This window comes from Mesorhizobium sp. M0816 (genome assembly GCF_040320005.1).
Taxonomy (GTDB): Bacteria; Pseudomonadota; Alphaproteobacteria; order Rhizobiales; family Rhizobiaceae; genus Mesorhizobium.
The window spans coordinates 99,860-125,074 of sequence record NZ_JAMYOT010000013.1 but is presented as its reverse complement, the minus strand read 5'-3'; the positions used below and the strand labels follow the sequence as shown (position 1 = coordinate 125,074).

General features: G+C 62.6%; 22 protein-coding genes. 12 read left to right on the top strand and 10 right to left on the bottom strand.

Going from position 1 to position 25,215, the window contains the following annotated elements; translation table 11 throughout:
• Positions 1–6: 6 nt before the first annotated feature.
• The 5 genes from NKI17_RS21235 to NKI17_RS21215 form a co-directional block, all read right to left on the bottom strand.
• Positions 7–2,331, bottom strand: coding sequence for an NADP-dependent malic enzyme (locus NKI17_RS21235; RefSeq protein ID WP_352568773.1), 2,325 nt, complete (start codon positions 2,329–2,331; stop codon positions 7–9).
• A gap of 214 nt (positions 2,332–2,545) precedes the next feature.
• Positions 2,546–2,854 (bottom strand): hypothetical protein, encoded by a 309-nt coding sequence (locus NKI17_RS21230; RefSeq protein ID WP_352568772.1) that lies wholly within the window; start codon positions 2,852–2,854, stop codon positions 2,546–2,548.
• Positions 2,851–3,114, bottom strand: coding sequence for a hypothetical protein (locus NKI17_RS21225; protein WP_352568771.1), 264 nt, complete (start codon positions 3,112–3,114; stop codon positions 2,851–2,853). The genes NKI17_RS21230 and NKI17_RS21225 overlap by 4 nt, the downstream gene beginning before the upstream one ends.
• Before the next feature lie 52 nt (positions 3,115–3,166).
• Positions 3,167–3,466: a hypothetical protein gene (locus tag NKI17_RS21220; protein ID WP_352568770.1), complete on the bottom strand. Its 300-nt coding sequence runs from the start codon at positions 3,464–3,466 to the stop codon at positions 3,167–3,169.
• Positions 3,467–3,629: 163 nt separating this feature from the next.
• Entirely contained in the window at positions 3,630–4,409 is a 780-nt protein-coding gene (locus NKI17_RS21215; protein WP_352448726.1) for an SDR family oxidoreductase, read from the bottom strand.
• Positions 4,410–4,529: 120 nt separating this feature from the next.
• Here NKI17_RS21215 and NKI17_RS21210 point away from each other — a divergent pair, with 120 nt between their 5' ends.
• Both NKI17_RS21210 and NKI17_RS21205 read left to right on the top strand, forming a co-directional pair.
• Entirely contained in the window at positions 4,530–5,351 is an 822-nt protein-coding gene (locus tag NKI17_RS21210) for a UDP-2,3-diacylglucosamine diphosphatase (RefSeq protein WP_352568769.1), read from the top strand.
• 127 nt (positions 5,352–5,478) lie between these two features.
• Positions 5,479–6,696, top strand: coding sequence for an MFS transporter (locus NKI17_RS21205; protein ID WP_352502483.1), 1,218 nt, complete (start codon positions 5,479–5,481; stop codon positions 6,694–6,696).
• Here NKI17_RS21205 and dgcA read toward each other — a convergent pair.
• Positions 6,667–7,650: an N-acetyl-D-Glu racemase DgcA gene (dgcA, locus tag NKI17_RS21200; protein WP_352646457.1), complete on the bottom strand. Its 984-nt coding sequence runs from the start codon at positions 7,648–7,650 to the stop codon at positions 6,667–6,669. The two genes, NKI17_RS21205 and dgcA, sit on opposite strands and share 30 nt — an antisense overlap.
• A 78-nt stretch (positions 7,651–7,728) precedes the next feature.
• On the opposite strand from dgcA, the gene NKI17_RS21195 reads away from it, so the two are divergent.
• Genes NKI17_RS21195 through NKI17_RS21180 form a run of 4 tightly spaced genes read left to right on the top strand, consistent with a single transcriptional unit; the run spans position 7,729 to position 11,811 of the window.
• Positions 7,729–8,913 carry an MlaE family ABC transporter permease gene (locus NKI17_RS21195; protein ID WP_352568764.1) on the top strand — a complete coding sequence of 395 codons (1,185 nt, stop codon included), beginning with the start codon at positions 7,729–7,731 and terminating at the stop codon, positions 8,911–8,913.
• 1 nt (position 8,914) lies between these two features.
• Complete coding sequence (locus tag NKI17_RS21190) at positions 8,915–9,733, top strand: ABC transporter ATP-binding protein (RefSeq protein WP_352568763.1); 819 nt, start codon at positions 8,915–8,917, stop codon at positions 9,731–9,733.
• Between the two features lie 13 nt (positions 9,734–9,746).
• A complete protein-coding gene (locus NKI17_RS21185) occupies positions 9,747–11,120 on the top strand; it encodes an MlaD family protein (protein WP_023679998.1) in 1,374 nt (457 codons plus the stop codon).
• A 37-nt stretch (positions 11,121–11,157) separates the two neighbouring features.
• The gene (locus NKI17_RS21180) at positions 11,158–11,811 is read left to right on the top strand and encodes an ABC-type transport auxiliary lipoprotein family protein (protein WP_352568761.1); all 654 of its coding nucleotides are present in this window, start codon (positions 11,158–11,160) and stop codon (positions 11,809–11,811) included.
• A gap of 104 nt (positions 11,812–11,915) precedes the next feature.
• Here the strand turns inward: NKI17_RS21180 and NKI17_RS21175 are convergent, their stop codons facing one another.
• Entirely contained in the window at positions 11,916–18,302 is a 6,387-nt protein-coding gene (locus NKI17_RS21175) for an apolipoprotein A-IV repeat region-like domain-containing protein (protein ID WP_352906770.1), read from the bottom strand.
• Between the two features lie 285 nt (positions 18,303–18,587).
• Between NKI17_RS21175 and NKI17_RS21170 the strand changes: the two genes are divergently transcribed.
• The 3 genes from NKI17_RS21170 (at position 18,588) to NKI17_RS21160 (ending at position 20,485) form a co-directional block, all read left to right on the top strand.
• Positions 18,588–18,956, top strand: a complete 369-nt coding sequence (locus tag NKI17_RS21170) for an Hpt domain-containing protein (RefSeq protein WP_292660938.1) — start codon at positions 18,588–18,590, stop codon at positions 18,954–18,956.
• Positions 18,957–19,053: 97 nt separating this feature from the next.
• Complete coding sequence (locus tag NKI17_RS21165; RefSeq protein ID WP_023674833.1) at positions 19,054–19,374, top strand: 2Fe-2S iron-sulfur cluster-binding protein; 321 nt, start codon at positions 19,054–19,056, stop codon at positions 19,372–19,374.
• A gap of 82 nt (positions 19,375–19,456) precedes the next feature.
• The gene (locus tag NKI17_RS21160) at positions 19,457–20,485 is read left to right on the top strand and encodes an NAD(P)/FAD-dependent oxidoreductase (protein WP_352906769.1); all 1,029 of its coding nucleotides are present in this window, start codon (positions 19,457–19,459) and stop codon (positions 20,483–20,485) included.
• 26 nt (positions 20,486–20,511) lie between these two features.
• Here NKI17_RS21160 and NKI17_RS21155 read toward each other — a convergent pair whose 3' ends face one another.
• Complete coding sequence (locus NKI17_RS21155) at positions 20,512–21,993, bottom strand: MDR family MFS transporter (RefSeq protein WP_352455682.1); 1,482 nt, start codon at positions 21,991–21,993, stop codon at positions 20,512–20,514.
• A gap of 202 nt (positions 21,994–22,195) precedes the next feature.
• Positions 22,196–22,813 carry a DUF922 domain-containing Zn-dependent protease gene (locus NKI17_RS21150; RefSeq protein WP_023674836.1) on the bottom strand — a complete coding sequence of 206 codons (618 nt, stop codon included), beginning with the start codon at positions 22,811–22,813 and terminating at the stop codon, positions 22,196–22,198.
• A gap of 96 nt (positions 22,814–22,909) precedes the next feature.
• On the opposite strand from NKI17_RS21150, the gene folP reads away from it, so the two are divergent.
• The 3 genes from folP to folK are packed head-to-tail and all read left to right on the top strand — an operon-like array spanning position 22,910 to position 24,626.
• Positions 22,910–23,755, top strand: coding sequence for a dihydropteroate synthase (gene folP, locus NKI17_RS21145; protein ID WP_352906768.1), 846 nt, complete (start codon positions 22,910–22,912; stop codon positions 23,753–23,755).
• Positions 23,756–23,758: 3 nt separating this feature from the next.
• A complete protein-coding gene (folB, locus tag NKI17_RS21140) occupies positions 23,759–24,118 on the top strand; it encodes a dihydroneopterin aldolase (protein ID WP_023674838.1) in 360 nt (119 codons plus the stop codon).
• Positions 24,102–24,626: a 2-amino-4-hydroxy-6-hydroxymethyldihydropteridine diphosphokinase gene (gene folK, locus NKI17_RS21135; protein ID WP_352568754.1), complete on the top strand. Its 525-nt coding sequence runs from the start codon at positions 24,102–24,104 to the stop codon at positions 24,624–24,626. The genes folB and folK overlap by 17 nt, the downstream gene beginning before the upstream one ends.
• A gap of 24 nt (positions 24,627–24,650) precedes the next feature.
• Here folK and NKI17_RS21130 read toward each other — a convergent pair whose 3' ends face one another.
• Entirely contained in the window at positions 24,651–25,202 is a 552-nt protein-coding gene (locus NKI17_RS21130) for a DUF924 family protein (protein ID WP_502894566.1), read from the bottom strand.
• Positions 25,203–25,215: the final 13 nt, after the last annotated feature.

Here is a 25,215-nt window from a genome sequence, read left to right as displayed (position 1 = left end):
CCGCGGCTATTCCAGATCGACGATGGCTTGCGCCTTGTGCGCGGCTTCGACCACGGCCAGTGCCGTCATATTGACGACGCCGCGCGACGTCACCGACGGCGTCAATATATGCGCCGGGCTGTCGGTGCCGAGCAGGATCGGGCCGACATGCAGCGCGTCCATCATTGTGCGCAGCGCCGTCAGTGTGATGTTCGCCGAATCGAGATTGGGGAACACCAGCAGATTGGCTTCGCCTTTCAGCCGCGAATGCGGATAGACGCGTTGGCGCAGCTGCTCCGATAGTGCCGAGTCGGCATGCATCTCGCCGTCGCATTGCAGGTCGGGCGCGATGCGCGCCAGGATTGCCGCTGCCTGCCGCATCTTCATGGCGCTTGGCGAATCGCGAGAGCCGAAATCAGAATGCGAAAGCAGGGCTGCCTTGGGCTCGATGCCGAAACGCTGAATTTCCTCGGCCGCCAAAACGGTCATTTCCGCTATTTCTTCGGCGGTCGGGTCGACGGAGACATGGGTGTCGGTGAGGAAAATGATGCCGCGCTGCGAGATCAGCATGGAGAGCGTCGACAGGTCGCGATCCCTAATGCCGGCGCGTGGCCCGATGATCAACGTCACGTTGCGCAGATGGCGCTCGAATCGGCCTTCGAGGCCGCAGACCATGGCGTCGGCGTCGCCGCGCTTCAGGGCAAGGGCCGCGATCACCGTATTATCGGTGCGCACCATGGTGCGCGCGGCTTCCGTCGTCACCCCACGCCGGCCGGCAAGCTCGATCAAAAGGTCGACATAGTGGCGGTAACGCGGATCGTCTTCCGGGTTGATCAAGCCGAAATCGATGCCCGGCTTGATGCGCAGCCCGTAGCGCTTCAGCCGCACCTCGATGACATGCGGGCGGCCGATCAGGATCGGTTCGGCAATGCCTTCCTCGAGCACGACCTGCGCGGCGCGAAGCACGCGCTCGTCCTCGCCGTCGGCATAAATGACGCGCTTGGCGCTCGACGTCTTGGCCATCGAGAATACCGGCTTCATGACCAGGCCGGAGCGGAAGACGAAGCGGTTCAGCTTGTCGATATAGGCGGCGAAATCTGTGATCGGCCGGGTCGCGACGCCGGTCTCGCACGCTGCCTTGGCGACAGCAGGGGCAATGCGCAGGATCAGCCGCGGATCGAAAGGCGAGGGGATCAGGAACTCCGGACCAAAGATCGGCGTCTCGCCGGAATAGGCACGCGCGGCAACGTCGGACGGCTCTTCGCGGGCAAGCGCTGCAATCGCTCGCACGGCGGCCATTTTCATCTCTTCGTTGATGGCGCTTGCACCACAATCCAGCGCGCCACGGAAGATGTAGGGAAAACAGAGTACGTTGTTGACTTGGTTGGGGAAATCGGAGCGGCCTGTGCAGATCATCGCGTCGGGCCGTGCTGCCCGCGCCGCTTCCGGCATGATCTCGGGATTGGGGTTGGCCAGCGCGAGGATCAACGGCTTGGGCGCCATGTGGTGGAGCAGTTCCGGTTTCAGTACGCCGGCGGCAGACAGGCCGAGAAACACGTCGGCGCCGGGCAGAACGTCAGCCAGCGCGCGCGCCTCGGTATCCTTCACGTAGGGGTCTTTCCAGCGGTCCATCTCCTCGACGCGGCCCTTATGGGCGACCCCGAACCGGTCGGTGACCCAGATGTTTTCGACCCGCGCGCCGAGCGAGACCAGAAGGTTGAGGCACGCAAGCGCCGCAGCACCTGCGCCCGACGTGACGATCTTGATGTCGGAGATGGACTTGCCGGCGAATTCCAGCCCATTGAGCACAGCGGCGGCGACGATGATGGCGGTGCCGTGCTGGTCGTCATGGAAGACCGGTATGCCCATGCGGGCTTTCAACTGTTCCTCGACTTCGAAGCATTCGGGCGCCTTGATGTCTTCCAGGTTGATGCCGCCGAAGGTTGGTTCCAGCGCCGAGATCGTCTCGACCATGCGCTCGATGCCCGGTGCATCGATCTCGATGTCGAAGACGTCGATGCCGGCGAACTTCTTGAACAGTACGGCCTTGCCTTCCATCACCGGCTTGGAGGCGAGCGGACCGATATTGCCGAGGCCCAGCACCGCCGAACCGTTGGTGACAACGCCGACCAGATTGGCGCGGGCTGTATAGTCGGCGGCGGTTGCCGGGTCGTCGCGGATTTCAAGGCAGGGGGCGGCGACCCCCGGCGAATAGGCAAGCGCCAGGTCGCGCTGATTGCCCAGTGGCTTCGTCGCCTGGATTTCCAGCTTTCCGGGACGGGGGTGCTTATGGAAATAGAGCGCTGCTTCGTCGAGGTCGGATCGGGCCGCCTTCTTGCTTTCGCCTGTCATGACGGCCGCCTCCTCAGTTCAGTCCGTTTGGTGTTTTGAGTCTCTTAGCATGCAGCCGCAGCTTTTCGAGGGGTGATATGTCGCAAGCGCGACGCTCTGCCTCGCATTAGCCTAACTTTGCGATCTGCTGTGGAAGATGTTTGCGACGAAGTAGTGCTGCGGCGAGCTATGTCGGCGCCGGTTCGAATGATCATTATGTGTGGAGGGCGGTCGCTTAGTTCTCGACGATAAAGGTGCCGTCCGTGTCTTGGTAGACGAACAACTCGACGGCGTCGTGCTTTTGACGGTCGGTCGAGATCGCGACGAAGTCATCCCCTTCCAAGTGAAAGGTAATCTCTTGATCGGTAGATGTGACGCGTTCGATGTGCGAACCGCTTGCTGCGTCACTCATGCGCAGCGACACCTCTGAATAGGCGGTAAGGCCGGTGCCGTCGGAGAAAAGAACAGTAATCCCGTACCCTTCTTCACTTCTTCCAACGGACCGTATCGACTTGCCGATCATTCTTTCTGCGAAGGTTTTCACAGTACTCCTCCCGATCCGTCGTTAGGAGAAACAGGATCAGTCGGTGGCAGGCGAACCTTGGCTTTAGCAATCATCCATTCGACTACTTCAACGGAAACCTCGGGCTGACCTAAGGTAATCGTCATCTTTCCATCAATGTCCGAGAAAAAAATCTCGCCCACTATGTGATTGTCCTGGTCGACGAGCTCCAGGTACATGCCATCCCGTTGAACATCACTGCCAATCGTTGCTTCATAATTCCGCCCGGCCAGTTCAACCATGCCGCCAGTATCTGCGAAAGACGCAAGGCCCGCAATGGATGGAAAGCGGACGCTACAGTCCCGTCGAAAGGCGGCTCTGCAGCGCTTGCACCTCTTCTCGCGAAAGGGGCGCGCTCTCGTCTGACAGGAAGAACAGAACCTCCAAGACGCCCTCGTCCGCAAAGTTGAAGTCGTCGCTCATGATCAGCGCATCGGCAACATAGGCGGCGGCTTGGACCGGGAGCGTGCCGTCCGCCAGCCCGTTAACCAGCACGTCCACATGCCGACGGTCAATGATCGTATTTGGCCCCTCAGTGATGATGACATGCCCCACGGAGCCAGGCTTGGATGCGGCGGTCACGCATTCGGTCACTTCGGCTTCAATCTCCTGCCAAAGCTCGTCCGGTAGTTTGTCGCCGTTGAGGAAGGATACGAGGGACGAGTGTTGCATTGGCGGAGCTTATGCTGATGGCTACAACGTCCGCAATGGGTCGTTTCCCGCCGTTCCCAGCGGATACCAAAGCGTCAGATACCCACTAAAACGCGCTGACATAGAGGCCGCCGTCCACCGGTATGTTCTGTCCGGTCAGATAGCCGGCATGGACCGAGCACAGGAAGGCGCAGATCTGGCCGAATTCCTCCGGCGTGCCGAGTCGCTTGGCCGGAACATTGGCCGCTGCTTGCGCCTTGCGCGCGGCGGCGGCGGCCGGATCTTCGGGCGTGCCGGCCTCGTGCGGGCCGCGCAGCCGGTCGGTATCGAGTTTTCCCGGCAGCATGTTGTTGATCGTCACATTGCGGTCGATCACCGTGCGCGCGACGCCGGCGAGGAACGAAGTGAGGCCGGCGCGGGCGCCGGACGACAGGTCGAGGCCGGGGATAGGAACATAGACCGACAGCGAGGTGATGTTGACGATGCGGCCGAAGCCGCGCGCCGCCATGCCGTCGATCACCGCCTGAACCAGTTCGACAGGGGTCACCATGTTCTGGGTGACGCCTTCGAGGATCTTTTCGCGGTCGAGCGCGCGGAAATCGCGAAACGGCGGACCGCCATTGTTGTTGACGAGGATGTCGGGATCGGGGCAGGCGGCAAGCAGCGCCTTCTGGACATCGGGCTTGGATACGTCGCCGACGATTTCGGTCACCTTGACGCCGAATTTCTCGCGCAGTTCAGCGGCAGTTTTGGCCAGCACGTCGGCGTTGCGGCCATTGACCACCAGATCGCAACCTGCCTCTGCCAGTGCCATGGCGCAGCCGCGTCCCAAGCCTTTGCTGGAAGCGCAGACGATGGCCTTCTTGCCGCGAATGCCGAGATCCATGGTGATTTTCTCCTCCGATTGCCGCGGCAACCTATCCGGATGGCTGGACCAATCGCAACCGTCATACGGTTGTTGCATGAATCGGGGCATAGCCTCACGCGAAAGCAACGGTGACAAATGATGTCCGGCGCAGAGCCCCGCACTTTCCGCAGCATGTTCATCTCCGACGTCCATCTCGGATCGAAGGCGGCGAAGGCCGAGTTCCTGATCGATTTCCTGCGCCATCACGATGCCGATATCATCTATCTCGTCGGCGACATCGTCGACGGCTGGCGCTTGAGACGAAGCTGGCATTGGCCGCAGAGCCACAATGACGTCGTCCAGAAATTGCTGCGCAAGGCGCGCAAGGGCGCCAGCATCACCTACATCGCCGGCAATCACGACGAGTTCGCGCGCCAGTTCCAGGGCGTGCATTTCGGCGGCATTGTCGTCGCCGATCGCGCCATCCACGAGACGGCCGATGGCAAACGCCTTCTTGTCATCCATGGCGACCAGTTCGACACCGTCGTCCATAATGCGCGCTGGCTGGCCTATCTCGGCGACTACGCCTATGACGCGGCGATGCTGGTCAACCGCGTCATCACGCGCCTGCGCCAGGTGCTCGGCCTGCCTTACTGGTCGTTCTCGTCCTGGGCCAAGGTCAAGGTCAAGAAGGCGGTGAATTTCATCGGCTCGTTCCAGACCGTGCTGACCGAGGAGGCGCGCCGCTCGCATGTCGACGGCGTGATCTGCGGGCACATCCACCATGCCGCGATCGAACGCTATGAGGACGTGCAATACATCAACACCGGCGATTGGGTGGAGAGCTGCACGGCGGTGGTCGAGCATTTTGACGGCCGGATGGAGATCCTGCACTGGGCGCATGTCCTGCCGGAGACTCCGGTCGGCAGCGAGGTGCTCGTGCCGATCGACATCAAGGGCAGGGCAGTCCAGGCGGCTTGACCAAATCCGGCCGCATCTCGCTTCAATCGGTTAGTCCAGCGGTTTCATCGACTTTTTCGCCGTGTTAAGCAGCGGCAGGTGTGGCGGGCCGACCCGGCTGAATGCCGTGCCGACGGATCGCCTGTCAATGTCCTCGCTGCCGCCGCTTTCGCCCGAACAGCTCGTCAAGCCACGCCATTTCGAACTGCGCATGAGCTTGATCTTCTTTACGCTCTTCGTTCCGCTCGGGACGCATGTGCCGTATTTCCCGCTGTGGCTGCAGGCGAAGGGGTTCCATGCCGAACAGATAGCCGTGATCCTCGCCGCGCCGATGTTCCTGCGCGTGGCGACGACGCCTTTTCTTACTGCGCTGGCAGACAAAGCGAGCGACCGCGCCAATGTCTATGTTGCGCTGGTCGCCGCATCGCTGATCCTGTCCGCCGGCTACCTCCTGCCGCCGACCTACGCAACGGTACTTGCCGTGTCGTTGGCCCTGACGGTCGTCTGGACGCCGCATTCGCCGATTGCCGATTCGCTCGCCCTTTCAGGTGTTCGCCGCTTCGGCTCGAATTACGCAAGCATGCGCAAATGGGGCTCGATCTCCTATCTCTGCGCCAATCTCGCCGGCGGTTTCATCCTGTCGGCGAGCGGTGCCCAGGCTGTCCCGGTGATCATCTTCGCGGCGCTGTTTGCCGCGCTAGCCGCCGGACTGATTGCGCCGCGCCTCGGCCGTCCACGCCGCGCCTCGCCGCTTTCGGCCGCCGATATCCAGCAATCGGCACCGAAACTCCTCAACCGGTACTTCCTCTATTTTTCGACAGGCGTCGGCGTCATCACCGCCAGCCACGCATTTCTCTACGGTTTCGTGTCGATCTACTGGAAGTCGATCGGCATCAGCGATTCGGTTGTCGGGCTTCTGTGGGGGTGGGGCGTCGTCGCCGAGATATGCATGTTCGTCGTTTTCACCCGCGCTTTCGCCTCCTTCTCGGTCGTCTCGATCATGCTGATTGCCGGGATTGGCGCGATCGTGCGCTGGTTCGCCTTTCCGCTGATCTGGCCGCTTGGGCTTGGCGTTGGCGGGTTTTTCGCGATCCAGACGCTGCACGCGGTTTCTGTGGCGCTGGTGCTGATCGGCCTGCAAAAGATGATCGGTGAGACGGTCGCGGAAGAACGCACCGGGGCGGCGCAAGGCATCGCCTACTTCTCCAATGGCTTCTTCATGGCGGCGGCGACGCTGATTTCCGGTCCTCTTTACGACCGCTTCGGCGCGAATGGCTTCTTTGCGATGATCCCGATCGCCCTGACGGGCCTGGCTCTGATCGGGCTTGCCGCGCGTTCAGCCCCACAGCGCCCGCTCGGGCGGTGACACCAGCGAACCTTGGTAGACGAGACCGGGAACGCGGTCGCGGGCCAGCAGCAGCGGACCGTCGAGATCGACGAAATCGGCATCCTGCGCCAACAGCACGGCCGGCGCCATCGCAAGCGATGTGCCGACCATACAGCCGACCATGACACCAAGACCCAGTTCGCGGGCGCGGTCGCGAAGCACGAGTGCAGCGGTCAGGCCACCCGATTTGTCGAGCTTGATGTTGACGGCGTCATAAAGGCCGACAAGCGCTTCAAGGTCCTTCGCCTCGTGCACGCTTTCGTCGGCACAGATCGGTACCGGATGCGCGATGTGGCGAAGAATACGGTCATGTCCCGCCGGCAGCGGCTGTTCGATCAAGGCGATACCGTGCTCGGCGGCAAAGGCGAGGTTTGCGACGATATTGTCGTCATTCCAGCCCTCATTGGCGTCGAGAATGATTCGGCTGTCGGGTGCTGCCGCCGTCACTGCACGGATGCGCGCGATGTCGTTGTCGCCGCCGATCTTGACCTTGAGTAGCGGGCGCTGGGCGTTAGCGCGGGCCTGCGCCGCCATCGCCTCCGGCTCGGCGAGCGACAATGTATACGCCGTCTCAAGCGGTCGTAACGGAACGGTTCGTATCGTATGCGCCACCGGTGTTCCGCTGATCTTCGCTTCCAGGTCCCAGAGCGCGCAGTCGATGGCACTGCGTGCCGCGCCGGCAGGCATGGCATCGAGCAGGGCGATGCGGCTGATGCCGCGCGAGATCTCGCTGCGCATCGCCTCGATCGCGTCGCGCACACCCTCCATGGTCTCGCCATAGCGCTTGTAAGGGACGCATTCGCCGCGTCCTGTACGGCCGTTTTCGGTGATGGCGCAGGAAATCACCTCCGCTTCGGTCTTCGAGCCGCGCGAAATGGTAAAGGTCCCGGCTATCGGAAAGCGCTCGGCCTCGACCGAAATGACACGCGCCATATTTTTCTGCTCCAGCTGTGCGACAAGGAGGATATCGGCAAATCGACAGGTCGGCCCCGTCAGGCTAAACAGGATGCCATGTTGACCATCCGCAAACGCGACGCAAGCGGCCCTGCCACGGAGCCCGACCACCAGCCGCGCATCGCGATCGGCGAGGAGGGCGACGTTCTCGGCTGCGCTTTCTCGGGAACCTGGACGACACGTACCGTTGCCCTGGTCGATGCCGAGATGCGTAAGATCGAGAAGCGCGGCGGCTTCAAGACGCTGGCGCTCGACCTTTCACAAATCGAGAAGATGGACACTGCCGGGGCGTGGCTGATCGACCGCCTGGTCAGCAGCTTCGAAAAGAAGAGCGTCGAGATCACGATGCAGGGGCAAAGCGAGATTGCCTCGATCCTGCTCGGCGCCGTCGGTGATGCGGTCCGACGCGAGCCCGAATCAGGTCCGGCAAAGCCGCCCAACATCATCATTCGCGGGCTCGAGGCGGTTGGCCGGCGCGTTTATGAGATGCGCGACGATTTCCTGGCCGCAATGAATATCCTCGGCGCCACGATACGCGGCTCGCAGATGAAGCTTGGCCGTGGCCATGCCGTCAACATGGCGGCGATCTTCAACCAGATCGATCGCATGGGTGTCGGCGCCATACCGGTAGTCGTGCTGATGTCGGCCATCGTCGGTGCGATCGTCGCCCAGCAAGGCGCTTATCAGCTCAGCTATTTCGGCGCCGACATCTTCGTCGTCGACCTGGTCGGGGTGCTGATCCTGCGCGAGCTCGGCGTGCTGATGACGGCGATCATGATCGCCGGCCGCTCCGGCAGTGCGATCACCGCCGAGATCGGCTCGATGAAGATGCGCGAGGAGGTCGATGCGCTGAAGGTGATCGGTCTTAATCCAATCGGCGTGCTGGTGTTTCCGCGGCTGGTCGCGCTGGTCATCGCGCTGCCTTGCCTGACGATCGTCGCCAACTTTGCCGCGTTGGGCGGCGGCATTTTGGCTGCATGGCTCTACTCCGATATTGCACCGGCAGCGTTCATCGACCGGCTGCGTGTCGCAATCGACCTCAGCACCATCTTTGCCGGCCTGATCAAGGCGCCGTTCATGGCCATGATCATCGGCATAATTGCCTCGGTCGAGGGCATGAAGGTTGGCGGCAGCGCCGAATCGCTTGGCCAGCATGTGACCGCCTCAGTGGTGAAGTCGATCTTCGTGGTCATTATCCTCGACGGGCTTTTCGCCATGTTCTATGCAGCGATCGAGTTCTGACATGGCGCTGCCGGGCACAAACACGACCAAGGTGGCGGCGAAAGCCAAAGAAGACGAGATCGTGCTGTCGGCGCACGACATCACGGTGTCGTTCGGCGACCAGGTCGTTCTCGACAAATTGTCGCTCGATATCTGGCGCGGGGAGATTCTCGGCTTCGTCGGTGCCTCCGGTGCCGGCAAATCTGTTCTCTTGCGCACCATCCTTGGCTTGACGCGCAAGCAATCGGGAACAATCAAACTGTTCGGCGTTGACGTCGAGAAGGCAACCGAAAGGGAGCGCCTTCGCATCGACATGCGGCTTGGCGTGCTGTTCCAGCATGGCGCCCTTTTTTCGGCGCTGACGGTCCTCGAAAACGTCCAGGTGCCGATGCGCGAATATCTCGATTTGCCGAAGAAGCTGATGGACGAACTTGCCATGCTCAAGGTCGAGCTGGTCGGATTGCCGCCGGATGCGGCGCAGAAATTCCCCTCCGAGCTCTCCGGCGGCATGATCAAGCGTGCTGCGCTGGCGCGCGCCCTGGCACTCGACCCGGATATCGTTTTCCTCGACGAACCGACGTCCGGGCTCGATCCGATCAGCGCGGCTGAGTTCGACGAATTGGTCGTCAAGCTGCGCGATACGATGGATTTGACCGTGTATATGGTCACACACGATCTCGACACGCTGTTTACGGCGTGCGACCGCGTGGCGGTGCTCGGCAACAAGAAAATGCTGGTCGAGGGCACGATCGACGACATGCTCAGGAGCGAGGAACCCTGGGTAAAATCCTATTTCCGCGGAAAACGCGCCCGGCAACTTGATCTTGCGGCGCGCGCATAGCCATAAGTGAGCAATGGAAACCAGGGCCAACTACGTCATTGTCGGCATTTTCACGCTGGCCGCGATCCTCGCGGCTTTCGCTTTCGTCTATTGGACGGCGGCAATCGGCGAAAAGGGTGAGACGACGGTGCTGCGCGTGCGCATTCCAGGCTCCGCTTCGGGGCTCGGCCGTGGCAGCTTCGTGCTGTTCAATGGCGTCAAAGTCGGCGACGTGCGCCGTGTCTATATCGACGTCGACAATCCGACCGCTGCTATCGCCGACACCGAAATAGACCGGAATACGCCTATCACCAAATCGACGCAGGCCGATATCGGGCTTGCCGGCCTCACCGGCCAGGCCAACATCGAGCTCAAGGGCGCCGACCCCAAAGAGCCAAAACTTCTCGACGAGGCGGAAAAGGAAGGCCGTGTCGCCGAGATCGTTGCCAACCCGTCGGCGGTCACCAATCTGCTACAGACAGCGCAGAACATCTTCACCCGCGCCGACAAGGTCCTTTCGGAGCTCGAAGGCTTCACCAAGGATGTTCGCGGGCCGCTGACGCAGACCGTCAACAATGTCCAGACCTTCTCCGATGCACTGGCCAGGAATGCGGACGGCGTCGACAAGTTCCTGGCCAGCGTCAGCTCGCTGGCGGACGAACTGAAGGGTGTTTCGGGCAAGCTCGACGGCACCCTGAAGGCGGCGGAAGGGCTACTCAACGCCGTCGACAAGGACCAGATCAAGAGCATCGTCGCCAATGTCGACACGGTCACTTCCAACCTCAAGGAAACCAGCAAGCAGTTCGACACGGTCATCAAGAACGTGGACACCGCAGTAGGCTCGATCAACGAGTTCGCCCAGAAGACGCAAGGCACGCTGGCCAAGGTCGACGGCGTTCTCGACGGCATCGATCCGGCTGAGGTTCGCACCGCGCTGGCCAATATCCAGAAGGCCAGCGAAAACGCCAATGAAGCTGCCGCCGACATCGCCAAGGTGACCAACAAGTTCGCCAACCGGGCCGACGACATCGACGAAACCATCAAAGACGCGCACCAGCTCGCAGGACGCCTCAACGATGCCTCGGTGCGAGTCGACGGTATCCTTGCCAAGGTCGACAAACTGCTCGGCTCCGGTCAGGCCGACGGCGTCATGGCCGATGCCAGGGCGACGCTCAAATCGTTCAAGCAGGTCGCCGACACGCTGAACGCCCGCCTCGGCACCATCACCGACAATCTGGCGCGGTTCTCGGGACAGGGGCTGCAAAACGTCGAATCGCTGGTCCAGGACAGCCGTCGTTCGATCAACCGCATCGAAGAGGCGGTGACCGACCTCAGCCGCAATCCACAGCGGATCCTGTCCGGCGGCGAGGGTGAGGTCCGGCAGTTCGACGGCAGGGTGCGCCGTTGACTTCGGCCTGCGCCCACCGCAAGAACATAGCTTGCGGATGCGCGTTGTTTCCACGATCCGGGGGGGATCGCGTTTGAAGTCGATCAGTTCAGGCAGCGTCAGATCGAGTGGGTTCAAGGCCGGAGCGGCACTGCTGGCGCTTTCGCTCGCCGGCTGCGCGGCGCTGGGCGGCAAGCCGGCGCCGCTGGATACGTTTGAGCTTTCGGCGCCGTCGCTGGAAGCGCGTGCCCACAGCCGTCGCCAGATACTCATCGCTCAGCCATCGGCGCTCAAGGCGCTGGACAGCCAGAACATCGTCATTAAGCCATCGCCGCGATCGATCCAGTATCTCAAGGGCGCGCAATGGGCCGACCGGCTGCCGATGATCGTACAGGCGCGGCTGGCAGAGACGTTCCAGCGCTCGGGCAGCTTCACCGGCGTCGGCAAGCCAGGCGAGGGGCTGGCGATCGACTATCAGGTGATCGTCGAGATCCGCTCGTTCGAGGTGCGTGTCGACGGTGGCGAACATGCCGAGGTCGAGCTGTTCGTGCGCCTGTTGAACGATCGCAACGGCGAAGTGCGGTCTTCGAAGACGTTTAGCGCAATCGCGCCCGTTTCGGGCAATGGCAACCAGGCCTATGTCGGCGCGCTCGATGCCGCGTTCGGCGATGCGGCAGGGCAAATCGTCCGCTGGACGGACACCGTGATCTGACACAGCCGGAACTGCCGGCACGGCACTCTACAGCGCCAATGGAATTCAGTACGGCATGAAAAAGGCGGGAAATCCCGCCTTTTCGTTTGTTCTCTGTCGCCCGCTTAGTGCAGGCGGCCGCTGGCGTGGGCCAGCATGGTGTAAACCTTGCCGGTATCCGACGTCAGGTAGGTCTGCGCCATGATGTTGTCGCGGTCGTTGCGCGACACGTCCTTGAGCAGCTTTTCGAAATCGTCGCAGTAACGATCGACAGCAGCGCGGAACTCCGCCTCTGACTGATATTTGCGGCGGATCTCGTCGAACGTCTGCTGGCCCTTCAGCGTGTAAAGTCGGCGCGTGAAGACGTCGCGCTCGCCGCGCCGGTAGCGGTTCCACAGCTCGATCGAGGCATCGTGATCGATGGCGCGTGCGATATCGACCGAGAGCGAGTTCAGCGATTCCACGACATGAAGCGGCGAACGCGCAGCGGGAGCCGGGCGCGGCGCTTCGGCAGGCGCTGCCGGCTTGGCGTCGTCTTCGCGTGATGCACCGGTCAGGAGGTCACGCACCCAACCGCCCTGCGGCGTGCGGCCGTTGGGGTCGCGCTGGCGCGGCGCTTGGTCTGCGGGACGTTCGAGGTCGAGCGTGCCGCGCAGCGCCGTCTCGCCCGAAGGCGCCTGCGGTGCACGGCGCTGTTCGGGAGCCGGAGCCGGGCGACGTGGCGGTTCGGCGGGGCGTGCGGCAGGCGCTTGCGGCGCCGGACGCAGGTTGCGCTGTTCCGAACTGTCGGCGCTGCGGCCAGATTTCGCAACGATTTCAGAAAGTTCCTTCAGCGCGTTGATCTGCTCTGAAACGGCACGGCGGATAGCCGTGGTTGATTCCTTTGCCTCTTCCGGCATCTCGATGACGCCTTTCTTAAGCTCGGCCCGGGTGAGGTCGAGCTCGCTCTTGATCGAGCCGGCGGTACGCCGCATCTCCTCGGTCGCATCGGCAAAGCGCTTGGTTGCCGAATCGACCACTTCGGAAATCGCGGTACGGATCTTGTCGGCGGATTCCAGCGTCTTGCCTTCGGCGTTCTGCAGCGTCTGGCCGACCAGATTCTCGAACGAGCGCATGACCCTTTCGAGATCTTCCGACTTCTTGACAAGGCCGACGGCAAGGTCCTCCAGCGACGATTGCCTTTCGAGCGTGTGCTCAAGATTGCTCTGGGCCGAGCTCAACAGGTCCGAGGCACTGGAAAGCAACCGGCTGTGCTCGTCGAACTTGGTGGCGATTGAAGCAACCTCGCGCAAGGTCGACGACGACAGCTCGGTGAGCCGCGTCGTGTTCGAATCGACCAGACGCGCCGAACTGGCGAAGGTCTGCGCGGTCTTTTCCGTGGTCGCCGCGAAGCTTTGCGTGCTCCCGGTCAGGCGTTCGTCGACCTGGCCGAGATTGGTCGCCGCCTGCTCGATCAATTGACCGAGCTGCGAGCTGGAGGTGGTCATGCGGCCGATGAGGTCGGCAACGCTGTCGGCAAGCGTCGAGCGCGCGCCTTCGACGGCCGACAGGGTTTCGGCCGTGCGGCTGGCGATGGCATCGACGAGGGCGGCGTTTTGATTGCGCAGCTTCTCGGTCGCACGTTCGGTGACCTCTTCCATGCTCTTTTGCAGCTCGGAGCCGCCCTGGGCGAAGCGCTCGACCAGAGGCCGTGCCGTCTCGTCCAGGATTTTCGATATTTCGGCCGAACGTGCCGCAAGCATCGTATTGAGTTCGCGAGTATTGGCACCGATGGTCTTTGCAGCGTCGTTGGTGCTCTGGCCGATATGCTGGCCGACCGCGGTAAAGGTCTCGGCGATCGAGTTGGCACGCGAGACCAACTGCGCCTCGGCACCCGAGACTTGTTCGTTGAGCTTTTGGCCCATTGTCTCGGCGGAGTAGGCGAGGCGGTTCTCGACGCTGGCGACCTGCTCCTCGACGCGGGCCGCAGTGGCGGCAGCACTCGATGCCAGGCGTTCGTCGGCACCGGCAAGCAGCTGCTCGATTTCACGGGCATGGACGGCGAGTTCCTGGCCAGTCTGCCTGGCGCGTTCGGCAACCCGCTGCTCGGTGCTGGTGAAGGCACCGACAATGGTGTCGGCATGTTCGCCGATTGCGGTGCTGCTGTCAGCGATACGGGACACCAGGCGATGATCCGCCTCCTCGAAGATGCGGCCGATCTCGGACGCACGGGCCGAAAGTGCTTCGGAGCCTTCGGCAATGCGCGAAATAAGTTGCTGGTCGGCGGCATCGAAAATGCGGCCGAGATCCGACGCACGTGCCGCGAGCGCTTCGGCGGATTCGCCGATGCGCACGCCCAGCCGCTCGTCGGCTGTTTCGAAATTGCGCAGGATGTCGCCGGCACGTGCCGCCAGCGACTGGGCCGTTTCGATGGCGCGAGAGACCAGCCGGTGGTCCGCCGCGTCGAAGGTACCGGCAATCTCACTTGCTCTGGCTGCCAGCTGATCGGCCGTTTCCTGGGCACGCGCGAGCAAGCTGTTCGACGTGTCGTCGACGCGGGCAATCAGTGCGCTCGACGTGTCCTCGGCGCGGGCGGCGAGGCGACGATCCGCCTCCTCGAAGGTGCGGGCGATGTCCTCCGCCCTGGCGAGCAGGGCGGCCGAGGTCTGCTCGGCGCGCTCGGCGATCTTGCGGTCGGCATCGCTGAATGCCGCGCCCGCCTGCTCATGCAGCGCGCTCGTAACTTCCATGACCTTCTCGCGCAGCGCGCCGGCGACGAAGACCGCGCTTCTTTCGAGCACACTGCGCACGTTGTCGACACCCGTCGACAGCGCCCGCTCCATTGTGCTGGCGCGCTCTTCAATGATGCCTGTCTGCCGGCTGAACGCCTGCTCGATCTTTTCTACGTCCGCAGCGATCGCATCGGAGATGTCGGTGCTCCTGGCGGCGATCTGGTCGATATGGCCGGACAGCGAACGGTCGACATCCTTACGCGTTTCGGCGAGCCTGGAGAGATCGTCCTGCAATGCGCGGGTCAGCATGTCGCGGCCCTCGCTCAGCTTGCCGACATGACCGGCGACGATCTCGTCGACTTCGCTGCGGCTCATTGCAAGCCTCTCCAGATCGGCTTCCAACGCGCGCCTGAGTATGTCGCGGCCTTCCGCCAGTTTCTCAACCTGGCCGGCAACCAGCCCATCGATGCTCGAGCGGCTTTCGGCCAGCTTGGCGAGATCGTCCTCGAGCGCCTTCGACAGGGTCGAGCGGTCCTGGACGAGCTTCTCTGCGTGGGTTGCGACAAGGCTGTTGACGTTGCCGAGATCGGCTTCCAGCGCACGCGAAAACTGCGCGCGATTATCGGTCAATAGCTGCGACTGATCGGCGATGGCGCCCCTGATCGTGCTGAGATCGGCCTCCAAGGCGCGCTTGAGGATGTCGCGGCCTTCGGCCAGCTTCTCGACCTGGCCGGAAACCAGTCCGTCGATGCTCGAGCGGCTTTCGGCCAGCTTGGCAAGATCGTCTTCCAAGGCGCGCTTGAGGATGTCGCGACCCTCGGCCAGCTTCTCGACCTGGCCTGCGACCAGCCCGTCGATGCTCGACCGGCTCTCTGCCAGCCTGGCAAGATCGTCCTCGAGCGCCTTTGACAGGGCCGAACGGTCCTCGGCGAGCTTGTTCATATGTTCGGAGACGACGCCCCGCACGGTCTCGAGATCGGTCTCTAGTGCCCGCGACAGCTGACCACGATCCTCGGCCAGCTTCTCGGATTGGCCGGCGATGACATCCTTGACAGTGCTCAGATCGGCTTCGAGCGCACGCTTGAGGATGTCGCGGCCCTCTGCAAGCTTTTCGACCTGGCCGGCAACCATCACATCGATGCTCGAGCGGCTTTCGGCCAACTTGACGAGATCGTCTTCGAGCGCCTTCGAAAGGGTCGAACGGTCTTCGGCGAGCTTGTCCATGTGATCGGAGACAACGCCCCGCACAGCCTCCAGGTCGCTCTCCAGTGCCCGCGACAACTGGCCACGGTCTTCCGCCAGCTTTTCGGACTGGCTGGCGATGACGCCCTTGATCGCGTTCAGGTCCGATTCAAGCGCGCGCTTGAGGATGTCGCGGCCTTCGGCCAGCTTCTCGACCTGGCCGGCAACCAGCCCATCGATGCTCGACCGGCTTTCGGCCAGCTTGGCAAGATCGTCTTCAAGCGTCTTCGAAAGCAGGCTGCGGTCATCGGCGAGCCTGCCAGAATGATCGGCGATCAGGCTCCTGATGTCGGACAGGTCGTTATCGAGTGACTGGGAAAGCCCGCTGCGGTCTTGCGCCAATTTCGCCGAATGAGCCTCGATGAGGCCATTGATGCCGGCGATGTCGGCTTCCAACGCACTGGCGAGTATGGCGCGACCCTCGGCGATCTTTTCGACTTGACCGGCGACGAGGCCGTCTATGCCGGCGCGACTCTCTGCCAGCTTACCGAGGTCGGCCTCGAGCGCGCGCGAAAGAATGCTGCGGCCTTCAGCGAGCTTGCCGACGTGTCCGGCAACCATTTCATCAATTATCGTGCGGGCTTGCACGAGTTTTCCAGAGTCTTCGTTCAAGGCCTGGGCAAGCCTGTTGCGACCCTCTTCAAGGCTTTCGAGATGGCTGCCCAGCGAAGCGTCGATCGCTGCGCGCGATTCGTTGACCTTGCGCAGGTCCTCTTCAAGGGCGCGCGAGATCAGGCCGCGGCCTTCGGCTAGCTTCTGCACCTGGTTGGCCACCGCTGCGTCGATTTCGGCGCGACCTTCGGCGAACTTCGCCAGATCGGCCTGCATTGCCGCCGCCATCCGGTCGCGGCTTTCGGAAAGCTTGCGGCTGTGGTTCTCGACGGCTTCCTCGATGCCGGCGCGAGCATCGGCAAGCCGCTGGATGTCCGTATCGAACGAACGCGATACGACATGGCGCGCCGCTTCCATGCGCCCGGCGAAATCGCCGGCGCGGGCTTCAAGCATGGTCGAGGTCGATGAAATGATGTCGGCCATGTCGGCGCCGATCTGGGTCTTGCCCTGATCGATCATCGCCGACAGCGTCTCCCTGCTATCCTGGAAGGTGTGGGCGATTTCGCGCGCGCGCTCGACCAGCGTCTCGTTGATCTGGCGTGCGCGAGCCTCCAGCGCGGCGTTGAGCTTCTGCGTGCCGGTGTCGAGCGCCTCGGCGCGGGTCTGGAACTCGCTGATCAGCGCCTGGCCACGTTCAGCAAGCGTCCGCTCGATGCCGTTGAGGCTGGCTTCGAATTCCGAATTGAGTGTGCGGGCGGCACCGCCGAGCAGCGACACCATGCCGCTCGTGCGGTCGTCGAGCAGGTCGGTCAGCGACCGCGTCAGGCCATCGGTGGTGTCCGTCAGCTTGGCGATCCGGGTGTCGAGCAGGCTGGCGAAGGCCTCGCCCGACGTCGACAGCCGATCGGTGATCGATTCGAGCCGGCCTTCCACCGAATCGAAGATCGACAACGAGCTTCCGTTGATCCTGTCGATCAGCGTGTCGCCGGATTCGTTGATCGTCATCGACAGCTTGGTCGAGGCGTTGAGAATGCTGTCGCGAATGATATCGCTGGCGGCGTTGATCTCGTCTTTCAGTGTCTCGTGGGCCCCGGTGATCGAGGCGCGCACGCGCTCGGCATGGGTGACGACCGCTTCGCGCTCGCTGCCCAGCCCGTCGACCAGCGAGCGGATGCGGGACTCGTTCTCTGAATAGGAGCGCTCGATCTGGTTCACCTCGCTGTGGACCAGCGTTTCGAGCTCGACGGCACGCGCAAGCGTGCGTTCGATGCCTTCGCCCATGGCTGCCACCTCGCGGCGAACCGCTTGGCCGATCATCATGACGCGATCCTGGGCAAGATTTTCCGGCTCGGCCAGACGGAAGGCCACCTCGGTCATCGACTGCGCGGCAAGGCGCATCTCCTGAGCGCGGCGAATCATCACTGCGAATGCCCAGAACAGGATGACGGGCACGATTGCCGCGACCGCCAGGCCGATCAGCTCCGGACGGGCGAAAAACTGATCGAAGGTGCGGATGTTCCAGATGCCAGGTCCGAACAACAGGTTCGCAAGGCCGCCAGCGCCGGCGATCCAGGCCAGCGAAACGAAAGCCACGACCCAGTAGATCGTGTTCGAGGCGCGCCGATTGAGGGTGTGCAGGAGCGTCTTATAGTCTTTTTGACGATCGTCGTTGGCCGGCGAGAAAGCTGCCGGCTGCGAGCCATTGCGCGTTGCGACAGGACGCAACTCAGCCGGCTTGGCCTTTGGCGCGGGTTTTGCGATCTGGCTTTGATTGGCGGCAGGTGCCGCGTTCTGGGTCTGGTCCGGGGCAGGCGCTTCGTTCTGGCTGCGACCTTCGCGCGCCAACTCGTCGGCGGCTTGCGATATTTGCGCTTCGAGATCTTCCATGGATGCAGCCATGTCGAAGTCGCCGCCGGCATCGCCGCTCAGATCGATATCAAGTGCCTTTTCAAGTTCCCTGGCTACGTCGCTGTCGAGCGTTCTTGTCGTCGTTGGTTTCTTCGCCATGCCTTCGCTACCCTGTACAAGCTGCCGCGGGACTTATGGTTCTGCTTATTGATTCTGCCTAGCGTGTCCCGCGCAGGAGGCTGAAAATGGACCTGTCGTATCGTAATGACACAGCCGGGTAAAGAAAACATGCATTCCGCCCGATACGTAAAACTTTAAATATAAGGTTAACACAGCCGTGATTCCGGCGCCGTTATCGCGACATTTTTCCGGGCCAATCATTAACCCGTTGTCCACCGGATACGCCTAGTTTTTGCGGCGGTCGAAGAACGGAGTCTCAAAGTGATACGTGGCGAAAACGGCATTGCCTTCTCGATGCCCGGTGGCGACGTGTCGGGGACAGCCGGGGCGCGGCCGATCGACCTGGCGCATCTTGCGCGCCAGACGATGGGCGATCGGAGCCTCGAGCAGGAGGTGCTGGCTCTGTTCGTGCAGCAGGCGCTGTCGGTGCGCGACAAGATCGTCGATGCGGATGTCAGGCAGCGGCTGCTATTGGCACACGGGCTCAAAGGCTCGGCGCGCGGGGTCGGCGCCTTCGCCATTGCCGATTGCGCCAGCGCGATCGAATGCCGGCCCGAAGACGCCAGCACGCTGAAGCGGCTTGGCTCGCTGATCGAAGAAGTGCGCGACTTCGTCGCCGCCATCAGCCGATAGGACTTATCCCAAAGACGCCACGCACGGGCGCTTTCGCGCCGCAGTTGACTTGTCCGGCAGAGTGATTATGTCGGCTCAGACTCCCTTCAGGTGACAAATGACCAAGCTGACCTTCATCGCCCATGACGGCACGCATTTTGACGTGGATGCCGAAAACGGCTCGACCGTCATGGAAAATGCGATCCGCAATGCGGTGCCGGGAATAGAAGCGGAATGCGGCGGCGCCTGCGCCTGCGCGACCTGCCATGTTTATGTCGACGAAGCCTGGACGGCGGAGGTCGGCGAGCCGGAAGCCATGGAAGAGGACATGCTGGATTTCGCCTACGAGGTCCAGCCGAACTCGCGGCTGTCATGCCAGATCAAGGTGCGCGACGCTCTCGACGGGCTGGTCGTGCGCGTGCCGGCCCGCCAGGGCTGAAGCCGATTTTTGCGGCTGCCGCTTGGCAGCGGACCAATGGTCATGCAGTGTCGCGCCGTTTTCCCATAAAGGCGCATGCTTCATGACCGCTATCACCAAGACGGACGTACTCATTGTCGGGGCAGGGCCTGTCGGCCTGTTTGCCGTATTCGAGCTCGGCCTCTTCGACATGAAGTGCCATCTGATCGACATACTCGACCGGCCCGGCGGGCAATGCGCCGAACTCTACCCGGAAAAGCCGATCTACGACGTTCCGGGCTGGCCCTCGATCTCGGCGCAAGGCCTGGTCGACAAGCTGCTTGAGCAGATCGCGCCGTTCAAGCCCGAATTCACCTATAGCCGCATGGTTTCGAGCCTGGAAAGGCTGGACGACGGCAGCTTCCGCGTCATTACCGACGAAAACGAGGTGTTCGAAGCCAAAATTGTGGTGATTGCCGCCGGCGGCGGTTCGTTCCAGCCGAAGCGGCCGCCGATTCCAGGCATCGAACCCTATGAAGGCAAGAGCGTGTTCTACTCGGTGCGCCGGATGGAGGACTTTCGCGGCCATGACCTCGTCATCGTCGGCGGCGGCGATTCGGCGCTCGACTGGACGCTGAACCTGCAGCCGGTCGCCAAGAGCGTGACGCTGGTGCACCGGCGGCCTGAATTCCGCGCAGCGCCCGACAGTGTCAACAAGATGTATGCCATGCAGGAGATGAAGCAGCTGGAATTCCAGGTTGGACAGGTGACTGGCCTGACCGGCAGCGACGGCCAGCTAGTCTCGGCCACGATCAAGGGGCCGGAGGGCGATGTCGAAGTGCCGTGCACGCGGATGCTGCCGTTCTTCGGCCTGACGATGAAGCTCGGCCCAATCGCCGAATGGGGCCTCAACCTCCACGAGAACCTGATCCCGGTCGACGCCGAAAAATTCCAGACGTCGGTGCCCGGCATCTTCGCCGTCGGCGACATCAACTGGTACCCCGGCAAGCTGAAGCTGATCCTGTCGGGCTTCCACGAGGTCGCCTTGATGGCGCAAGCGGCCAAGCGCATCGTCAGCCCCGGCGAGCGCATCGTTTTTCAGTATACGACCTCGTCAACCAGTCTGCACAAGAAGCTCGGCGTGGTCGACTGAAGCTCGCCGGATTTCGCCGGACAGGTCTATTCGGCCAGGGTTGGGGCCACAGCCTCGGCATGGCCGCGAAGCGTTTTCTCCGGCATCAGCCAGAGCGTGATGAGCGACAACAGCAAGATCGCGGCCGCGGCAAGAAAGATCATCACGAACGGCATGGCCGAGGCGATATGGCCGGCCGGCTGCGTGCCTTCGCTGGCCAGCGGCAGGCCGTAGCCAAGGGCGACGGCACCAAGCATGGCGACGCCAAGCGCACTGCCCAGCGAGCGCAGGAAGGTGAGAACGCCGGTCGCCACGCCAAGGTGCATACGATCGACGGCGTTCTGGACCGAGACGGTGGCAACCGGAAAGGTCGTGCCTGTGCCCAGGCCTACGCAGGTCGTCAACACCTCGACGAGCAACAGTGAGGCATGCCCGGCGACCAGGCTGAGCACGCCGAGGCACAGGATCGAGAAAACAGTTCCGATCATGGCAATGCGTTTATAGTGAAAAAAGCGCGGGATCATTCGCGCGCTAAAGGTCGCACCGGCCACCGTGCCGAGCATCAGCCCAAGCAATGCGGTGCCCGATTGACTGACCGACAGGCCGACGACCGACTGCAGGTAGACCGGCAGATAGACCGACAAGCCGACATTGGCGGCCTGCAGCAGGAACATCGACAATGTGCCGGCGAGAACGATCGGATTGCCGAGCACTTCGAGCGAGATCAGCGGTTCGGCCGCGCGCATGAGCCGCAGCGCGAACGCGCTCCAGAACACCGCTGAGCAGGCGAGCAGTCCAAGGATTTCAGGTGACAGCCACGGATACTCGCTGCCGCCCCAGTTCAAGGCAAGCAGCAGCAGCGAGGTGGCCGCGACCAGAAGCAGCGCGCCGAGGCCGTCGATGCGATGATGTTTTGCGGCGATCGGCAGCTTCTTGAGCGGGTTGTTGATGATCGCCATGGCCAGCAGGCCGAGCGGAATGTTGATCCAGAAGATCAGCGACCAATGCAGATGTTCGGCGAAGGTGCCGCCGAGCAGCGGCCCGGCGATGCTGGCGACGGCCCATGTGCCCGAGATCCAGGCGGCGTATCGGGCCCGCTCGCGCGGCGGCACGAGGTCGCCGATCACGGTCTGCGTCAGGGCGAACAGGCCGCCGCCGCCGGCGCCCTGGATCGCCCGGCCGACAACCAGGACCAGCATGTTAGGGGCCGTGGCGCTGACCAGCGAGCCGGCGAGAAAGATCAGGATTGCAGCATAGACGGTCGGCCGGCGACCATAAATATCGGAGATCTTGCCGTAGAGCGGCGCCACGGCGGTCGCGGTCAGGAGATAGCCGGTCACGATCCATGGCAGATATTCGGCATGCCCGAGCAGACGTGCCATCGTCGGCATCGCCGGCGCGACGATGGTCTGGTCGAGCGCCGCCAGCAGCATCGACAAAAGCACGCCGCCGATGATGGCGTTTTTCTCGGTTTCGGTCAGCGGCGCGCTGGTTTCCACCATCGTTTGCTTGTCGACAGCCTGGTCCATATCCGTTCATCCATTATGCCTGCGTGCACGTCCGCGACGGGCTGGGAAGCATCTAGTACGCCGATTGGCGTTTGCCGGAGGCTGATCCCTGCGAACCTGGCATATGTCGTTCGCTATAGGCCGATTTCGACAGCGGCTCGAAAGTTTTCCGAAGCTGGCACTTATGTTTCGGCAAAATTGGCTTTGTCCGACGACGCGGAGTTCAGCCGGGAGCGAGCCGGCCGTTCTCAATGCGCTCGATGCGATAGTGCAAAAGCCGCAGGATGCGGCTTTGGAAATTGGCGCTTTCGACACGATCGAAGCGCATCTGGTCCTGGTCGTGTTTGGCAAGCATGGCCGCAGTGATTTTTGCGGCCTTGGCCTTTGCCAGTTCGCAGGTCTTTTCCGGGTAGCTCGCCTTCAAGGCGTCTTCTAGTTCGCGGCCGTGGTTCTTGGCAATCTCGACGTGGCGTTCCTCATGGCGCTTGATGTCGGCGGACAACGTATCCCAGAACAGCCTGACGCCGGCATCGGCTTTGCGCGGGCGGCGCCACTCAGGAAGGATGACCTTGACCTTGACGGTGACGACAGCGTCGGCAATCCAGCACGAGCCCGGCTTTTGCGCATAGCTGACGCGGGTGGTGAACGCCATCTGGGTAGCTCCCGGATGCCGCGACCCGGTGCTCTTCACCTGAGGCCCGAGTTTCGACAGCTGGGTCTCGATGTCGTCGAGCGTCCTGCCGCCGATCGGGAAATAACTATATGTCTTGACGAGAGTTGCAGCGCCGGCCGGGAATGCGGTCAGAGCGAGCATCAGGGCGCAAAGGAGGGATCGTTTCATCGTGTTGCCTCTTTGCCCACCTTGCTTTACCGCCGTCTCCGGCGCAACGGAATTGATCCCTGGCCACGCCGCGGGATCGAACATGGTTGATGGGCAATGATGACAGGGCGATGGCAGTTGGCGCACGGACGCCATCTCGACATTGGCGGCAAGGCCGTGGTCGTCGGCATCCTCAACATCACGCCGGACAGTTTTTCCGACGGCGGGCTGTTCGAGGCTCCGGAAAAAGCGGTTGACCAGGCGCGCCGCATGGTCGAGGAGGGGGCTTCCGTCATCGATGTCGGCGGAGAATCGACACGTCCCGGCGCCTCCGCGGTTTCCGCAAAGGAGGAACAAACCCGCATACTGCCCGTCATCGAGGCGCTCGCGACGTCTGGCGAAACGCTGATCTCGGTCGATACCTATCGCGAGGATACGGCCCGGCTTGCCGTCCAAGCCGGCGCGCATATCGTCAATGACGTCTGGGGCCTGCAGCGCGAACCGGGCATTGCCCGCGTCGCGGCCGAAACCGGCGCTGGCCTTGTCGTCATGCACACGGGACGGGACCGGCAGAAACTGCCCGACGTGATTGCCGATCAGCTCTTCTTCCTCAGGAAGTCGCTAGAAATCGCGCGGCGGAGCGGTGTTGCCGACGATCATATCGTGCTCGATCCGGGCTTCGGCTTCGCCAAGGAGACGGCAGCGGAAAATCTTGACCTGATGGCACGGTTTTCCGAACTTCATGCGCTGGGTTTTCCACTGATGGCCGGCACATCGCGAAAGCGCTTTATCGGCACCGTCACCGGCCGCGACGCAGCCGCAAGAGGCGCCGGGACCGCGGCCACCAGCGTTATCCTGAGGCTCAAAGGCGCGCATCTCTTTCGCGTCCACGATGTCGCAATCAACGTGGATGCGCTGGCCATCGCCGATGCTATGCTGGCACGTGAGATCGGGGAAAGCTGAGCCATGTATGTCATCCGCATGAAGAACTGCGCCTTCTTTGCCCGGCACGGTGTGCTGGACGAAGAAGAGACGCTCGGCCAGCGCTTTTATGTCGATGCGGCACTCACGGTGGATCCCGGGCGGGCGCTGGTCGAGGATTCCATCGAGGACACCGTCAATTACGGCATCGCCTTTGCGGTCATCGAGAAGATCATTACCGGCGAACGGCGCTTTCTGATCGAAGCGCTGGCGCTCGAAGTGGCGAGGGCGCTGACGGCGCGGTTTCCGCAGATCAAAAAGGCCGAAATCACCGTGCGCAAGCCGAACGCCCCGGTGCCGGGTGTGCTCGATCATGTCGAGGTGACCGTTGTCTGGCCAGAATAGTAACAACAACAACACCGTCTATCTCAGCCTTGGCGGCAATCTCGGCGATCCGGCGAAGTCGATGGCTGCGGCACTGGGCATTCTGGATGCCAACGAGAGAACGCGCGTCGTTGCCGTTTCGTCGCTCTACCGCACGCCCCCCTGGGGCAAGCTCGATCAGCCGGATTTCCTCAACGCGACGGCCGAAATCTCGACCGCGCTCGCGCCACGGGCTTTGCTCGACCTTTGCCTCGACGCCGAGCGAAAACTGAAGCGGGTGCGCGAGGAGCGCTGGGGTCCACGCCTGATCGATATCGACATTCTGGTGTTCGGCGACCGCATCATCCACGAGACCGGACTGGAGGTGCCGCATCCGCGCATGCTGGAGCGCGCCTTCGTGCTGGCGCCGCTGGCAGAAATTGCGCCGGAGCTTGTGGTCGACGGCAAGAGCGTATCGGAGCGGCTGGCCGCCGTCGACACATCGGGCATTGAACGGCTGCCGTCAGGCCGGGATTGGTGGAAAACCTGATGCTGCCGCCATCGGTGCCTGAAATCAGCCGGAGAACCCACCTCCGTCGAGGAACATTTGTTCGTCCGGTGTCGTCTCGCGGCCAAGCATCCTGTTTCGATGCGGAAAGCGGCCGAAGCGCTGGATGATGTCGCGATGCTCGATCGCATATTTCAGATAGATCGGGGCTTTGGCGGCGGTAAGCTCTGCCGATTTGAGCTGATCGGCGAGGTCCTCCGAATGCTCATAGGGCAGATAGAGAAAAACGCGGAGCTCTTCGTCGAGTGCCAGGTCATGGCCGGCAGCGATCGCTTTCCCAGCGAAATGCCGCGCCAGCGGGTCCGTGGCGTACATGTGGCCGGTGGCGCGAAAGCAGTTTCGCGGAAACTGGTCGAGCAGGATCATCAGTGCCAGCGACCCTTCGGCGTGTTCGGACCAGCCGTCGCATTCGCGGCGGGCGGCGGCAAAGTGCAGATCGAGAAACCGGGTGCGGAAGTCGGCATCAAAGGCGTCGTTCTTCTCGAACCACGCGTCCTCCCCGGCGTCGCGCCAGAATCTGGTGATGGAGACAGCGCGCTCGTCCAGTTCGTTCATCATTCGCGTCTTTCCA

Bases quoted from the DNA above. Each gene is read 5' to 3' on its own strand.
- NKI17_RS21180 (WP_352568761.1), top strand. From the start codon at position 11,158: ATGCGCGTTGTTTCCACGATCCGGGGGGGATCGCGTTTGAAGTCGATC.
- NKI17_RS21205 (WP_352502483.1), top strand. From the start codon at position 5,479: ATGTCCTCGCTGCCGCCGCTTTCGCCCGAACAGCTCGTCAAGCCACGC.
- NKI17_RS21215 (WP_352448726.1), bottom strand. From the start codon at position 4,409: ATGGATCTCGGCATTCGCGGCAAGAAGGCCATCGTCTGCGCTTCCAGC.
- folP (WP_352906768.1), top strand. From the start codon at position 22,910: ATGATGACAGGGCGATGGCAGTTGGCGCACGGACGCCATCTCGACATT.
- NKI17_RS21210 (WP_352568769.1), top strand. From the start codon at position 4,530: ATGTCCGGCGCAGAGCCCCGCACTTTCCGCAGCATGTTCATCTCCGAC.
- NKI17_RS21130 (WP_502894566.1), bottom strand. From the start codon at position 25,202: ATGATGAACGAACTGGACGAGCGCGCTGTCTCCATCACCAGATTCTGG.
- NKI17_RS21195 (WP_352568764.1), top strand. From the start codon at position 7,729: ATGTTGACCATCCGCAAACGCGACGCAAGCGGCCCTGCCACGGAGCCC.
- NKI17_RS21185 (WP_023679998.1), top strand. From the start codon at position 9,747: ATGGAAACCAGGGCCAACTACGTCATTGTCGGCATTTTCACGCTGGCC.
- NKI17_RS21155 (WP_352455682.1), bottom strand. From the start codon at position 21,993: ATGGACCAGGCTGTCGACAAGCAAACGATGGTGGAAACCAGCGCGCCG.
- folB (WP_023674838.1), top strand. From the start codon at position 23,759: ATGTATGTCATCCGCATGAAGAACTGCGCCTTCTTTGCCCGGCACGGT.
- NKI17_RS21160 (WP_352906769.1), top strand. From the start codon at position 19,457: ATGACCGCTATCACCAAGACGGACGTACTCATTGTCGGGGCAGGGCCT.
- NKI17_RS21190 (WP_352568763.1), top strand. From the start codon at position 8,915: ATGGCGCTGCCGGGCACAAACACGACCAAGGTGGCGGCGAAAGCCAAA.
- dgcA (WP_352646457.1), bottom strand. From the start codon at position 7,650: ATGGCGCGTGTCATTTCGGTCGAGGCCGAGCGCTTTCCGATAGCCGGG.
- NKI17_RS21175 (WP_352906770.1), bottom strand. From the start codon at position 18,302: ATGGCGAAGAAACCAACGACGACAAGAACGCTCGACAGCGACGTAGCC.
- NKI17_RS21150 (WP_023674836.1), bottom strand. From the start codon at position 22,813: ATGAAACGATCCCTCCTTTGCGCCCTGATGCTCGCTCTGACCGCATTC.
- NKI17_RS21225 (WP_352568771.1), bottom strand. From the start codon at position 3,114: ATGGTTGAACTGGCCGGGCGGAATTATGAAGCAACGATTGGCAGTGAT.
- NKI17_RS21165 (WP_023674833.1), top strand. From the start codon at position 19,054: ATGACCAAGCTGACCTTCATCGCCCATGACGGCACGCATTTTGACGTG.
- NKI17_RS21235 (WP_352568773.1), bottom strand. From the start codon at position 2,331: ATGACAGGCGAAAGCAAGAAGGCGGCCCGATCCGACCTCGACGAAGCA.